This window comes from Achromobacter sp. UMC46 (genome assembly GCF_014170335.1).
Classification (GTDB): domain Bacteria; phylum Pseudomonadota; class Gammaproteobacteria; order Burkholderiales; family Burkholderiaceae_B; genus Achromobacter.
In genome coordinates this window covers 77,513-91,804 of the sequence record NZ_LZZS01000030.1, presented here as the reverse complement: position 1 = coordinate 91,804, position 14,292 = coordinate 77,513, and the positions used below count along the sequence as shown (strand labels likewise).

Genomic DNA, 14,292 nt, shown 5'->3' with positions numbered 1-14,292 from the left:
GGGAGAGAGAATTGACGAAGCAAGTCGAACTGCGCGGCAAGGCGGCGCAACGAGGAGGGCAGTGGGGCGTGCGCTGGGCCGTGCGCGGTTCGCTGGCGGCGGGCCTGGCGCAAGCGCTGGCGAACGCGGCCTGGGCCGAGGAGGCCGGGTCGACGTTGTCCCCCGTGGTCGTCACGGGCACGCGCCTGGGCACGCCGGTCCTGGACACGCCGGCGTCGGTGGACGTGGTCGACGGCGCGGCGATGCGCCGGGGACAGCCTGGGATCAATCTGTCCGAGGGGTTGGCGGGCGTGCCGGGCCTGCAGATCCAGAACCGGCAGAACTACGCGCAGGACCTGCAGATATCCAGCCGTGGCTTTGGCGCCCGGTCCACCTTCGGCGTGCGCGGCGTCCGGCTTTACGTGGACGGCATTCCCGCCACCATGCCGGACGGCCAGGGGCAGACGTCGAACATCGACATCGGCTCGATCGACCGCGTCGAGGTGCTGCGGGGGCCGTTTTCCGCGCTATACGGCAATTCCTCGGGCGGCGTGATCCAGGTCTACACGGAAGACGGGGCGCCGCCGCCCACGCTATCGGCAAGCGGGTGGGGCGGCAGCTACGGCACGTGGCGCTATGGCGCGAAGGCCAGCGGCGGGGGCGCCGGCGGGCTGGATTATGTGCTGGACGCCAGCCGCTTCACCACCGACGGCTACCGCGACCACAGCGCGGCGCGGAAGAACCTGGCCAACGCCAAGCTCGGCCTGCAGCTGGACGACGCCAGCCGCTTGACCCTCGTGGTCAACAGCGTCGACCTGAAGGCGCAGGACCCGTTGGGCCTGACGTACGCGCAGTTTCAGGACGACCCGCGCAGCGCCCCGCTGGCCGAGCAGTACGACACGCGCAAGACGGTGCGGCAGACGCAGGGCGGCGTGGTGTATGAACGGCAGGTGGATAGCCGCAACACCTTGCGCATCATGGCGTACTACGGCCAGCGCGACACGACCCAGTACCAGTCGATTCCCCCGGCGGCGCAATTGGCGCCCACGCAGGCGGGCGGCGTGATCGACCTGGCGCGCCAGTACGGCGGCGCGGATCTGCGCTGGACGTCCGATGTGGAGCTGGCGGGCCGGCCGCTGACGTTGATCGGCGGGTTCTCTTACGATTCCATGCGCGAAGACCGCAAGGGCTATCAGAACTTCACGGGCTCGGGCGCAGGCCTGCAACTGGGCGTGCAGGGCGCGCTGCGGCGCGACGAGACCAACACCGTCTACAACGCCGACCCTTATATGCAGGCGTCATGGCAGGCATCCGAGCGCTGGACGGTGGACGCGGGCTTGCGCTACAGCACGGTCCGCTTCGATTCCGACGACCACTACATCACGGCCGGCAATGGCGACGACAGCGGCGGCGCGCGCTACCGCAAGGCGTTGCCGGTGGCCGCGCTGCGCTACGCGGCCAGTGCGGACGTCAGCGTGTATGCCTCGTATGGGCGCGGTTTCGAGACGCCGACGCTGAACGAGATCTCGTATCGGCCCGGCGGCCTGCCGGGTTTGAATTTCGGCCTGGCGCCGTCATTGAGCACCAATCTGGAGGCGGGCGTGAAGGCGCGCATGGCGGGCGGCCTGGCGACGGCGGCCGTGTTTCATACGGGCACCGACAACGAGATCGTGTCGGCTGGCAGTTCAGGCGGGCGCACCAGTTACCAGAACGCCGGCCGCACCCGGCGCGACGGCGTGGAGCTGGGCTGGTCGGGGGAAGTCGCGCGCCACTGGCGCACGCAGCTTGCCTATACGTGGCTGAATGCGCGCTACGCCGACGACAGTTCCGGCGATATCCGCGCCGGCAACAAGATCCCCGGCATCGCGCGCCAGGGGGTGTTCGCGTCGCTGGCCTGGGCGCCGCCGGAAGGCTGGCAGGCGTCGGTGGAAGGCCGCTACCTGAGCAAGATCTACGTGAACGACGCGAACGACCAGGAGGCGCCCGGCTACTTCGTGGCCGCGGTCAGCGCGGGCTATGTGAAACGGCTGGGCGCGTGGGAATTGAACGCCCATGCGCGCGTGGACAACCTGTTCGACAAGCGCTATGCCGGGTCTGTGATCGTCAACGAAAGCAACGGCCGCTATTACGAGCCCGCCGCCGGGCGCAGCGTGGGCGTGGGGGCCGGGGTGGCCTACCGCTTCTAGCGCGGTCCGCCTTCAGTCGGGCGCATCCGGATAGCAGACGCCAAAGTCTTCGCAAGCGGGGCAGCCGGGCGCGGCCGAAGGCGGCAGGCCGGCGTGTTCACAGGCCGAGTACGCCAGGAATTTCTTCCAGCGTAAATTGCGCGTGTTGCGGATCACCAGCCCCGGATAGTGGCGCGCCAGCAGGAAGGTCACGTCTTCGCGGCCAGACAGGCCGAGGTCGCGCCAAAGATGGTCGGGCCGCAGGCAGGCATGCACCAGCACGCCGGTGACCCAGGTCGTGGTCTCGGGTTCGGGCGCGCGGTAGGCGTCCAGCAGCACGCGCAGCAGCAACGTGAAGCCGGGCTGGGGATCGCCCCGGCCCTGCGCGGCGTATTGCGCCGCCTGTTCGCGCAACGCGGCCAAGCGCGCATCGTCGGATGCCAGGGCGCCGGGAAACAGGTGGTGCAGCAACTGTCGCAGCTCGTCGGGGCACAGGCCGGTGCGCGCCAGATCCCGGTGCGCCAGGCTGGTGCCGATCACGGTGGCGAAAAAACCGGCGTCGGGATGGCCGGGCGGCGCATGGTGCAGCAGGGCGCGGGCAAACCGCTGGGCCGGTACGGTGGTATCGGCCAACGCGGAGGAAGGGGTCAGCACGGCGTCCATGGGGATGTGGCGGTCGCTAAATTCGTTCAAATGTTAATGAAATCGCTATATTGCGGAATATATAACGAAAGATGGCCGAAATTCCGTGATGCGGAACAAAAACGCCTCAGGACTTACCCGCGAGCGGGCGCGGCCCGGGGGTATGATCGGTGTCCCTGATTTCCTGGGTTTACCCTCCGCATGCCGCGCTGCTTCCGCCCCGCAGTCTCCCGAATGACCGGTGCCGTCCTGTTGGCGCTGGCTGGCCTGGCGGCAGCGCCGCCGCCTGTCCTGGCGTCCGATATCGGCGCCGCCATCGAATCCATCCGCCTGTCGCGCTACCCGTTGCGCGAACCGGAGCGGCGCGTGTGGGGCACCGAGAACGTGCGCGACGCGCTGCTGGTCGGCCAGATGGAGAACCGCCTGTATCTGTACCGGTACGTGCGGGGCACGGGCAAGGAATTCCGCCTGGACTTTCGTTCGCAACCCTTGGTGATCGACCCGGCGGCGTGGAAGGCGTCGCGCGAAGAGAACGTGCAAGTCCGGGCGCCGCGCAACGACGAGACCCTGTATTGGGTGGGCTACACCTATAACGACGCGGATACCCCGCGGTCGGACGGTTTCCTGGTGGACGCGGCAGGCAATGTGGCCACGGTCCGCGCCGACGCCAGCCTGGCGGTCGTCACCGCCAACGAACCCTGGGACGACGCGCGCAAGGCGCAAGCCCTGGCCACACTGCGGCAGGCGCTGACGAATTACCCCGGGCGCCTGAAGTCGTTTCCCGCCGACGTGCGCTTCGAGCATCAGGCGCCGGTGGATGTGACGGCCACGTTCCGTACGCTGCATCAGGTGGCGCGCGCCATCCCGCGCGGCAAGACCGCGGAATTCGGACGTGCGCTGGCGGACCTGCGCCGTTTCGTGATGGAACAGGACTTCCGCGAGATCGATCCCGGCGGCAAAGATGCCGAGATGCTGACGGGATTGAACGATTATGGCTTCTGGCTGGCCGAGTCGGGCGATGCCGTGCAGGCCGACCGCGTCTTGAGCGACGTGCTGCGGCGCGACCCGTCCCGCACGGCCGCCTACCTGAACCGCGCCGACGCGCGCTGGGCGCAAAGCGCGAAGGCCGGCGACCGGCGCGGCTACTTCGAGGCGCTGGCACGCGAGGACTACCGCCTGTATTGCGCCCACCGCCTGGCGGCCAAGGAGCCGATCCCCGGCAATATCGCCGGCCGCATCAGCGCCGCCTTGAACGAGAAAGCGCTGGACGCGGACGTCTGCCGGCCCCAGCTGGCGATCTTCAAGGCGATCCGGGCCGACGACGTGGACGCGGTGCGCGCCGAGTTGGCGCGCGGCCAGGACCCGAACGGCGTGAACGAGAACGGCACGTCGGCGCTGGCCGTGGCGGTGTCCGGCAAACAGCTGGAGATGGTGCACGTCCTGCTCGCGGCGGGCGCCCGCGCAGACGGCCCCAACAACGGATTCGTGTTGCTGGCCAGCGCCTTGCCGGACGCCAAGGACACGCGACCGGCGGCGGAGCGCTACGCGCTGGCTGATGCCCTGATCGCGGCGGGCGCGCCGCTGAATGCCGTCGACTACAACGGCACGCCGCTGCTGGTGCGGCGCATTTCGTACTACAGCGAAGACAAGGACAGCCTGACCTATTTGCTGGCGAAGGGCGCGGACCCGAATGCGCGCGAAAAGAACGGCCGGTCCGCGCTGCATGCCGCCATGGGCTCGCCCAGCCGGTTCTGGTTCGCCGAGCAGTTGCTGGCCAAGGGCGCGGATATCAACGCGGCCTATGTCCGGATGTACTACGGCAACCGCGGCATGTGGGAAACGCCTTTGCTGGAAGCGCTGCGCGAATCGAACAGCGGCGAGTTGACGCCGACGGCGGTGTTTCCGGTCTCGGAACGCGTGGCCTTCGCCTTGGCGCACGGGGCGGACGCGGCGGTGGGCGGCTATAGCGCCAGCAAGACGCCCGAACGCAATGGTCTGAACGAAGCCTTCAGCCTGGCGGTGCGCACCCTGCAGCCGGCGCTGGTGGACCAATTGGCGCAAGCCGCCGGCCAGCCGCGCCTGCCGCTGACGCCGGAGTCGCTGTCCAGCTTGCTGAGCGTGTGGAACCAGGTGGAGATCCGCGCGGCCATCAAGCAGAACGATTCCGAGTGGGACGGCCAGCGGGCCAAGCTGCGGGCTACCGCCGACCGGTTGCTGGCGGCGGGCGTGCCGCTGACCCGCGCGGACGACGCGACGGGCGTGTCCAATAACAGCATCGCGCCGCTCAGTCTGCCGTGGCTGCCCGATGACCTGTATCTGGCGTGGCTGGAGAAGGGCGCAGACGCCTCGGACCGCACCGGCAATAGTGTGCGCATCGACGGCGTGGCGGATACCGACGCCTTGCCGCTGGTGATCATGCTGCGCCTGGGCAAGGAAGCCAAAGCGAAGATGCTGCTGGAACATGACGCTGGGCTGTACCGCACGCCGTGGCGTTGCGGCATGGCGGTGGCCGATGTGCTGGCCTGGCAGCTGGACGACGGCGGGCCGCTCAGCCCGATGGGGGCGCGCGCCGTGAAGCAGGTGCTGGACGGCGCGGCGGGCGCGGCCAGTTGCGATCTGAACCAGGTCTCGCGCGTGCAGCCGTTCGTCGGCGTTTCCGCCAGCGATCTGGCCGCGAAGGCCGGGGTGGTGTTGACGGTGACGGCGCCGAAGTAGCCCGGCGTGTGCCGTGCACGGGCGCGCAAGCCCCGCAATGTAAAACAGGCGCCCGAAGGCGCCTGTTTTTTTGCTTCAACGGCAAGCCGTCATTACATGGCGTGGCCCATGTTGACGTTCATGTTGTACAGCACCCATGCCGAACCGCCGACGATGATGGCGATGATCAGCACGGTGAAGACGAACGCAGCCAGGTTGTCGCGGGCCGACTTCGACGCGCCCATGTGCAGGAAGTACACCAGCTGCACCAGCAGCTGGAGCACGCACAAGGCGACCACGCCGACGATGGTGATGGTGTGGGACAGCGCGCCGTGCATCACCAGGCCGAACGAGCCGAAGGTGAGCAGCAGCGAGAGCACGAAACCGATGATGTAGGACTTCAGGCTGCCGTGGTCGGCGGCGTGATCGTCGTGGCCGTGTGCGGCCGCAGCGGAGTGCGACATCAGATGGCTCCCATAAGATAGACGAAGGTGAAGACGCAGATCCAGACGATGTCCAGGAAGTGCCAGAACAGGCTCAGGCACGCCAGGCGGCGCTTGTTGATCGAGTCCAGGCCATGGCGGCGGATCATGTCCAGCAGGACGATGATCCAGATCAGGCCGAAGGTGACGTGCAGGCCGTGCGTACCGATCAGCGTGAAGAACGCGGACAGGTAGGCGCTGCGGCCCGGACCGGCGCCTTCAGTGATCAGGTGATGGAATTCCCAGACTTCCATCGCGATGAAGCCCGCACCGAACAGGAACGTCACCATCAACCAGCCCATCGCGCGGGACTTGTTGTTGGCGTGCACGTTCAGGTTGGCCATGCCGAAGGTGAAGCTGGAGAACAGCAGCAACAGCGTTTCGACCAGCACGAACTTCAGGTCGAACAGTTCCTTGCCCGTGGGGCCGCCCGCGGTGGCGTTGGACAACACCGCGAACGTGGCGAACAGCACCGAAAAGATCAGCAAGTCGCTCATCAGATAGACCCAGAAACCGAAAACGGTCTTGGATCCATCGTCATGATGCGCGTGATCGTCGTGACCCGCGTGGGGGTGAGTGGCTACGGCTTGAATCATGGCTCAGGCGGCCTTCTGCATTTTTTCAAAGTGGGCGTTTTCGATGCGTTCGACTTCCGCGGCCGGGACCCAGTAGTCGACGTCGCGGTCATAGGCGCGGGCGATGAACGAACCGACCATGCCGACGAAACCGGCGATGGCGAGCCACCAGATGTGCCAGATCAGCGCAAAGCACATCACCAGGCCGAACAGGCCGATGTACACGCCGGCGCCGGTGTTCTTCGGCATATGGATGTCTTCGTACTTGGCCGGGCGCTTGTAGGCCTTGCCGCTCTGCTTGTCTTCCCAGAACTGGTCCAGTTCTTCAACGTGAGGAATGTGGGCGAAGTTGTAGAAAGGAGCCGGCGACGAGATCGCCCATTCCAGGGTGCGGCCATCCCAGGGATCGCCGGTGACGTCCTGGTTCTGCTTGCGCTGGCGGACCGACACGAACACTTGCTGCAGCAGGAACCAGATGCCCAGCATGATCAGCGCGGCGCCAGCCAGCGCGACCAGCAGGTAGGGCTGCCATTCGGGGTTGTCGTAGTGGTTCAGGCGACGCGTCATGCCCTTGAAGCCCAGGATGTACAGGGGCATGAAGGCCATGAAGAAACCGACGAACCAGCAGTAGAACGAGTAACGGCCCAGACGCTCGTTCAGCGTGAAGCCGAACGCCTTCGGGAACCAGTAGGTCATGCCCGCGATGCAGCCGAACACCACGCCACCGATGATGGTGTTGTGGAAGTGGGCGATCAGGAACAAGCTGTTGTGCAGCACGAAGGACACGCCGGGGATGGCCAGCATCACGCCGGTCATGCCGCCGATGACGAAGACGATCATGAAGCCCAGCGTCCACAGCACCGGCGTCGTGATGCGCAGGCGGCCGCGGTAGATGGTGAACAGCCAGTTGAAGATCTTGGCCCCGGTCGGGATCGAGATGATCATTGTGGCAATGCCGAAGAAGGCATTGACGTTGGCCCCCGCGCCCATCGTGAAGAAGTGGTGCAGCCAGACCAGGAACGACAGCACGCCAATGGCGGCCGTGGCGTAGACCATGGACTTGTAGCCGAACAGCGTCTTGCGGGCAAAGGTGGCGACCACTTCCGAATACACGCCAAACGCCGGGAGCACCAGGATGTAGACCTCGGGGTGGCCCCAGATCCAGATCAGGTTCACGTACATCATGACGTTGCCGCCCATGTCGTTCGTGAAGAAGTGCGTGCCCAGGTAGCGGTCGGCGGTCAACAGCGCCAGCGTCGCGGCCAGCACGGGGAAGGCGGCGACGATCAGCACGTTGGTGACCAGCGAGGTCCACGTGAAAATCGGCATCTTCATCAGGCTCATGCCCGGTGCGCGCATGCGCAGGATGGTCACGATGAAGTTGATGCCGCTAAGCGTGGTGCCCAACCCGGATATCTGGAGCGCCCAGATGTAGTAGTCCACGCCCACGCTTGGGCTGTAGTCCAACCCGGACAGCGGCGGATAGGCGAGCCAGCCAGTCGCGGCGAATTCGCCCACGAACAGCGAGATCATCATCAGCGCGACGCCGGCGCCGAACAGCCAGAAGCTCAGCGAGTTCAGGAACGGGTAGGCCACGTCGCGGGCGCCGATCTGCAGCGGCACCACGATGTTCATCAGCCCGGTAATGAAGGGCATCGCCATGAAGAAAATCATGATGACGCCGTGGGCGGTGAAGATCTGGTCGTAGTGGTGGGGTGGCAAAAAGCCGGCGGAGTCGGCGGAAGCGACCGCCAACTGGGTGCGCATCATGATGGCGTCGGCGAAGCCGCGCAGCAGCATGATCAGCGCGACGATGATGTACATCACGCCGATGCGCTTGTGGTCGACGGAGGTCAGCCATTCCGTCCAGAGGTACTTCCACTTGCCGAAGTAAGTGACGGCGCCGAAGACCGCTAGGCCTCCCAGGCACACGGCGGCCAGCGTAACCATGACGATAGGTTCATGGTACGGAATGGCCTCGAGGGTGAGTTTCCCGAGCATTGTTAGTTAATTCCTGCGATCAGATTTTTCGACGTGGGGGTGCACGTGGCGGAGTCCACGCCGGCCATCTTGGACATGGTGCTGCCCAGAATGAAATCAAACATGGCCGGAGGCGCCGAGGAGTACTTGGCGACCGGATTGCGCTCGCTGCGCTTGGTCAGTTCAGCGTAGGCCTCGGGGGTCAGCGCCGTGGGCGAAGCGCGGGCTTCCTTGACCCAGTTGTCGAACCCTTCCTGCGACGTGGCGATGGCCTTGAAGCGCATGCCGGAGAAGCCGGCGCCGCTGTAGTTGGCCGAGATGCCCGCGTAGGTGCCGGCTTCGGTCGCGTTCAGGTGCAGCTTCGTTTCCATGCCGGCCATCGAGTAGATCTGGCTACCCAGCTGGGGGATGAAGAACGAGTTCATGACCGACGCCGAGGTGATCCGGAAGTTGACCGGGACGTCCACGGGGAACGCGATCTCGTTGACCGTGGCGATGTCGTACTCGGGGTAGATGAACAGCCACTTCCAATCCAGCGACACCACCTCGATGGTGACGGGCTTGTGTTCGGAAACAAGCGGCTTGTAGGGATCCAGCGCGTGCGTGGAGCGCCAGGTGATCACGGCAAGAATCGCCACGATGATACAAGGAACGGTCCAGACCACGACTTCGATCGCCGTGGAGTGGGCCCACTTGGGCTGGTAGTCGGCTTTGGTATTGGACGCGCGGTATTTCCACGCAAACGACACGATCATGAACAGTACTGGAATCACGACGATGAGCATCAGCCCCGTCGCCGTGAACAGCAACGTCTTTTCCTGAGCGCCAATGTCTCCCTTGGGGGAGAGGATTTCCATGTTGCAGCCGCCAAGCAGCATGACCGCGCCGACGCCAAAAATGCGCGTTAGGGTCGCAAGGAGGGGGTGTTTCACGTACAGCCTTGGATGGATGGTTGGAAATGCTGCGAAGCAGCAAGCTGGAATGCTAGGGCCAGTTGACGCTGAAAACGGCCCCGCACAGGCCTGCAATCGGGCGCCAGGCTAGGCGTGGACGCCGCAGCGTGGCGTGCGCCACGCAAGGTGGCTGCAACGACGCCTGGCGCCCGATTGCAGGCCTGCCCGGAGGGTGAGTGACCAAAGGAGCGTCTCTCGGCGTTGCGAATGCTCGCCGTGGTCCTGCCACGGCTGCGCTTCGCGCCTTGATAGCCACGCCTCTGGTTGCTCATGCGGGGCCGTTTTCAGCGTCAACTGGCCCTTGCAGCAACGTCCATCCTATCGGCTTGATATCGGTCAAGCATGCGACGAATGGTCGCATTGCCTGGGAAGATTCTGGCCCCAGTGGAGCAGATTCAGGGTTTTCCTAGGGAGCAGATGCCCTAAGAGGCGGGGGTGGGGGTGCGACGATATGTCGCACCTGCACATGACGCTGTTGTAAAGATGTGTCGCAGCTGCACAAATCAGTCAACCAGCACTTCGCGTTCCGGCCCCGGTTTTTTGGCCAACTTGCGTTGCAAGGACCGCCGGTGCATGCCCAACAGGCGCGCCGCCGCCGAAACATTGCCGCTGGTCTCGTGCAGGGCCTGGTGGATGTGCTCCCATTCTAGGCGGTGCAGCGGTGTCATGGTCGTTTCGATCGTAACGGATTCCGGCTTCACCAGACCCAGCGTGCGCAGGATCATCGGGGCGGTGGCGGGCTTGGGCAGGTAGTCGTCCGCGCCGCGCTTGATGGCCTCGACGGCGGTGGCCACGCTGGCGTACCCCGTGACCAGCAGGATTCGCATGTCCGCGCGGAGCGCGCGCAGGGGGCGGATCAGGGTCAGGCCGGAGTCCTCGCCCAGGCGCAGGTCCACCAGCGCGAAGGCCGGACGGATCTCTTCGGCCACGCGCAGCGCTTCGGCGATGCCGGTGGCGGTACGGGTTTCCAGGCCCCGGCGTGACAGACTGCGCTGCAGGGTGCGCACGTACAGTTCGTCGTCGTCGATCAACAGGCCAAGGTCGGTAGGATTCATCACTTTCAGGTTCCGGGGTTGCCCAGGGGCAGGTAAAAGCGGATGCGGGTGCCTCCCCCTGAGGCGGCGGTCATGGTCATTTCGCCGCCCAGTTGTTCCACGGTGGCGTGCGACAGCGCCAGGCCGACGCCCAGCCCTCCCGGCTTGCCGCTGTTGAACAGGCTGGTCGCGGGCAGCAGGGTCTGGTCGGGATCGAAGCCCCGTCCGTAGTCCCGCACTTCGCCGCGCAGGGCGCCATAGCCATATTCCAGATGCAGGTCGACGCGGGGCGCCTCGGCGGCTTCGCCGGCATCCGCCGCATTGTTCAAGAGCGCCTGCAGCAGGTGCGCGATCGCCGGGTCCACCCGCAGGCTGGTCGGCAGGGCGCCCGAGCGTTGCAGGTCGATCGTCGGGCGGATCAGGCGCCATTGCCCCACCACGCGGACAAGATCCACTGCGGTTGGGACCGCCAGATTGCGGATGCGTTCCCGGCACAGGGCCAGCAACTGGCTCAATGTGGCCACGTCGGCGCGCAGGTCTTCGTCCTTGACCTCGGCGGCGATCTCGTCGGCCAGGAGCGTCATGGTGGCCAGCGGGGTGTTCAGTTCGTGCGCCATGGCCGCCGCGTGGGTGGCCAGGGCGACGATGCCCTCGTTGCGGGTGAAGCGTTCGCGCAGCCGGGCCAGTTCGCGCTCGCGGTCGCGCAGGTCGGACGCCAGCCGGGTGGAAAACACCAGCACGACGACCACGGAAATCAGGAAGTTCACGCCCAGCCCCCACAGCAGCAGGGAATGCGTGTCGACGTCGCCGCGCAGGGGCTGGCCGAAGATGGCGGCCGCCGCGTAGCCGGAAATGCCCGCCACCGCCGCCGCCAGCGCCCAGTTGCGCGGCAGCGCCAGGGCCGCCAGCGCGGTCAGGATCAGGAACATCGTGCCGAACGGATTGCTGATGCCGCCGCTCCAGCCCACCATCCACGACAACACCGCCATGTCCACGAACAGGTGGCCGAAGGCCGTGGCGTGGGACAGGTCGCGGGGATGGCGTAGGCGCAGGCTGGCGTAGGCGTTGAATCCGATCAGCACGCCGACGCCGATCCACAGGGGCTCAAGCGGCAGGGCAAGGCCCAGCACGCTGCTGGCCAGCAGGATGGTGGCGGCTTGGCCGGCGATGGCGAGCCAGCGCAGGCTGCATAAGGTACGCAGGAATGAAAAGGCGGAACTACCGGGCATATCCAGACACAGAGGTGCCGGCGGCCCGCCGGCGGGTCAAGCGCCCGGCGGCGCGGAACGCAGGCATCCGGCGCGCGGCGCGAGAGGCCGGCTGCCGTCGGGCCTGACTACGGCGTCGACGGCGGATGTGCTGGCATTGTATGGCGATTCAGCAGGAAACGCTGGCGGGGCGGGCAGGAAATGTGTCCCCGATATTTGCCGAGTGGCCCCGTACGTCAATGGATATCGGACATGCCGCTGTGGGCCATGGCCGCAGGCGGGTAGTCTTCCTGGTCGGACGCCATCTGGCCTTGGATCTGGGCCTGCTGCAATTCCTGCTCGACCTGGGCACGGCTTTCGGACCGGCCGGACGCGACGGCGGGCGGGTAGTCTTCCTGGCCGAACGTGTATTGGCCGTCGGCCTTGGCTTCAGCCAGTTCAGCGGCGACCTGGGCCGAGGTCTTGGCGGTGGGGGCGGGGTAGCTGACACGCCAGTCCCCGTAAAGATCGCGCTTGTACTGCGCGGATGGGGCCGCGGTCTGGGCCTGGGCGGCTCCCGTGAGGGCCAAGCCGGCGCAAAGCAACAACGTGGTGGTGAAGGTCTTCATGATGAAACGCTCCTGGCAAACAAAGCCTGCGGCCGGTCCGACCGCGCCGTCGTCCGCGATGCTGCCGTCGGACGATTTCCTGGATGCGGGAATGCCTGGCCGGGTGCGTGAAAACGGCGCGCGTCCGGTCTTTTCAATTCGACCGGACGCGCGCTGCGGCGTTGCAGGGAAATCGGCGGCGGGACGCGAAAGGTATTTCAAGCCTGAAGCACAGGTGTCATTCGGCTTTCATGGGGACGTGTCCCCTTCGCCTGCCCGCCGCCAGCGCCTCATCTATATAGAGGCGTCAGTGGCCATGCGGCGCCGGCGCGGCACCCGCCTTCGCGTTCAAGGCGCGGGCCTCGGCTTGCACCGGCACGCGGCGCTGCTGCTGGCTGGCGTCTTCCACCACCAGCGTCAGCGCGATGCGGTCGCCCGGGTTGATCTGCCTCGCCAGGTCGATCAGCATGACGTGGTAGCCGCCGGGCTTCAGTTCTACCGGCTGGCCGGCGGGCAGGTCGATGCCGGGAACCTGGCGCATCTTCATGACGTTGTCCTGCATGGCCATTTCGTGGACTTCCACATGCTTGGCGGCGTCGGACTCCACGGCCACCAGGCGACCGGGCACGTTCGAGGTCAGGCGCATGAAGGCGCCGGTGGCGTGCTGGCTGGGCACGGTGGCGCGCACCCAGGCGTCGTCCACCTTCAGGGCGGCGTCCTGCGCCAGGGCGGCGGGGGCGGCGGCGGCCAGCGCGCACAGGGAAAGGGCGGCGGCCAGGGACTTGAGCGAAACGATGTTCATCATGGTGGCTTCTCTTGATCGGGTTGACGGCGTCGGGGTCACAGCACCGTGCGCAGGTCTTCCACGCATTGCTCGGCGGTCTGCGGGTGGCGCAAGGCCAGCCGCAGCTTGCCCTGGACGTCGATGACGTAGGTCAGCGCCGTGTGGTCCATGGTGTAGGACGAACCGGTGGCGACCTTTTGATAGAACACTTTGAACGACTGCGCGGCGGCGCGGGTCTGCTCGGCATCGCCGCGCAGGCCGACGAAAGCCGGATCGAAGGCCTGGGTGTAGGCGCGCAGGATCTCGGGGGTGTCGCGCTCGGGGTCGACGGTGATGAACAGCACCCGCAGCTTGTCCGCGTCGGCGCCCAGCAGGCCCTTGATCTCGATGGCGCGGGTCAATGCCGTGGGGCAGATGTCCGGGCATTGCGTGAAACCGAAGAACAGCATGACGGGATGGCCGCGGTAGTCGGCCAGGCGGCGCGTCTGGCCGCTGGTGTCCTGCAACTGGAAATCGCCTGTCGGCATGCCGGACAGGTCCATGCCGTGCAGCTTGGGGGCATCGGGCCCGCAGCCGGTCAGGGCCAGCAGCGCAAGGGAAGACAGCAGCAGGCGGCGGCGGGGATCAGGCGCAGCGTCAAGCGCCGCGCCGGCGCGCGCGCGCAGGGCGGGGGAGTGCATGAAGGGGGAATGCATGGAAACCTCTTGGGTCGACGGATCGGCAAGGCGCGCGGCGGGGCCGCGCGGTCAGGCGGAGTCAGGCCAAGGCGGGCGGGGCGCGGGAACCGAGGGGCGGGCCATGGGCGGCCAGCGCGGGCAGGGCCCGGTAAGCGGGCGGGGGCGGAACGTACCGGCCCGCCGGCAGCAGGATGGGCGCAAGCGAGGGGGTAGGCGCGGGCGCGACATGCGCCAGCAGCCCGAAGGGGCATTGCGCGCCGGTCTTGGCGCCGTCGTGGCCGGCGGGGTCGCCGCCGTCGCCACCGCCCCTTGCGCCTCCCAACGCCACGCTGAGCGTGGACAGGTCGCCCGCCGCCGAGCAGAACGTGACTTCCAGCCGGCCGTCATGCAGCGCGCGGACATCGGGCATGTAGCCCGCAGGCACCAGGGCGCGCAGGGTCAAGGCCAGAAGCGCCAGCCACAGCACGCCCCGGGCGCGCGCGGCGCGTCCCAGGCGGTGGAGGCGGGTCAGGTCAGGCATCGCGCCATTTTA

13 protein-coding genes are annotated in these 14,292 nt (G+C 66.7%); 2 read left to right on the top strand and 11 right to left on the bottom strand.

Annotated elements, in window-relative coordinates:
- The first annotated feature begins 92 nt into the window (after positions 1–92).
- The gene (locus A9973_RS20480) at positions 93–2,165 is read left to right on the top strand and encodes a TonB-dependent receptor (RefSeq protein ID WP_220805595.1); all 2,073 of its coding nucleotides are present in this window, start codon (positions 93–95) and stop codon (positions 2,163–2,165) included.
- Positions 2,166–2,177: 12 nt separating this feature from the next.
- Here A9973_RS20480 and A9973_RS20475 read toward each other — a convergent pair whose 3' ends face one another.
- On the bottom strand, positions 2,178–2,807 hold the full coding sequence (locus A9973_RS20475) for a nitrogen fixation protein NifQ (protein WP_183015594.1): 630 nt from the start codon (positions 2,805–2,807) through the stop codon (positions 2,178–2,180).
- Between the two features lie 213 nt (positions 2,808–3,020).
- Here A9973_RS20475 and A9973_RS20470 point away from each other — a divergent pair, with 213 nt between their 5' ends.
- On the top strand, positions 3,021–5,501 hold the full coding sequence (locus tag A9973_RS20470) for an ankyrin repeat domain-containing protein (protein ID WP_183015506.1): 2,481 nt from the start codon (positions 3,021–3,023) through the stop codon (positions 5,499–5,501).
- A 92-nt stretch (positions 5,502–5,593) separates the two neighbouring features.
- On the opposite strand, the gene cyoD is transcribed toward A9973_RS20470, so the two are convergent.
- The 10 genes from cyoD to A9973_RS20420 form a co-directional block, all read right to left on the bottom strand.
- Positions 5,594–5,944, bottom strand: a complete 351-nt coding sequence (cyoD, locus tag A9973_RS20465) for a cytochrome o ubiquinol oxidase subunit IV (RefSeq protein WP_054422653.1) — start codon at positions 5,942–5,944, stop codon at positions 5,594–5,596.
- The gene (gene cyoC / locus A9973_RS20460; protein ID WP_006222595.1) at positions 5,944–6,558 is read right to left on the bottom strand and encodes a cytochrome o ubiquinol oxidase subunit III; all 615 of its coding nucleotides are present in this window, start codon (positions 6,556–6,558) and stop codon (positions 5,944–5,946) included. Before cyoC ends, cyoD begins: the two co-directional genes overlap by 1 nt.
- 3 nt (positions 6,559–6,561) lie before the next feature.
- Positions 6,562–8,538 (bottom strand): cytochrome o ubiquinol oxidase subunit I, encoded by a 1,977-nt coding sequence (gene cyoB / locus A9973_RS20455; protein ID WP_183015505.1) that lies wholly within the window; start codon positions 8,536–8,538, stop codon positions 6,562–6,564.
- Positions 8,539–8,540: 2 nt separating this feature from the next.
- The gene (gene cyoA / locus A9973_RS20450) at positions 8,541–9,449 is read right to left on the bottom strand and encodes a ubiquinol oxidase subunit II (protein WP_183015504.1); all 909 of its coding nucleotides are present in this window, start codon (positions 9,447–9,449) and stop codon (positions 8,541–8,543) included.
- A gap of 524 nt (positions 9,450–9,973) precedes the next feature.
- The gene (locus A9973_RS20445; RefSeq protein WP_183015503.1) at positions 9,974–10,525 is read right to left on the bottom strand and encodes a response regulator transcription factor; all 552 of its coding nucleotides are present in this window, start codon (positions 10,523–10,525) and stop codon (positions 9,974–9,976) included.
- Positions 10,526–10,530: 5 nt separating this feature from the next.
- Positions 10,531–11,733 carry an ATP-binding protein gene (locus A9973_RS20440; RefSeq protein ID WP_169272008.1) on the bottom strand — a complete coding sequence of 401 codons (1,203 nt, stop codon included), beginning with the start codon at positions 11,731–11,733 and terminating at the stop codon, positions 10,531–10,533.
- 215 nt (positions 11,734–11,948) lie between these two features.
- Positions 11,949–12,320 carry a DUF4148 domain-containing protein gene (locus tag A9973_RS20435; RefSeq protein WP_183015502.1) on the bottom strand — a complete coding sequence of 124 codons (372 nt, stop codon included), beginning with the start codon at positions 12,318–12,320 and terminating at the stop codon, positions 11,949–11,951.
- A 286-nt stretch (positions 12,321–12,606) separates the two neighbouring features.
- Complete coding sequence (locus tag A9973_RS20430) at positions 12,607–13,104, bottom strand: copper chaperone PCu(A)C (RefSeq protein WP_370539516.1); 498 nt, start codon at positions 13,102–13,104, stop codon at positions 12,607–12,609.
- 35 nt (positions 13,105–13,139) lie between these two features.
- Entirely contained in the window at positions 13,140–13,763 is a 624-nt protein-coding gene (locus A9973_RS20425; protein WP_183015592.1) for an SCO family protein, read from the bottom strand.
- Positions 13,764–13,839: 76 nt separating this feature from the next.
- Entirely contained in the window at positions 13,840–14,280 is a 441-nt protein-coding gene (locus A9973_RS20420; RefSeq protein WP_183015501.1) for a DUF2946 family protein, read from the bottom strand.
- Positions 14,281–14,292 lie beyond the last annotated feature (12 nt).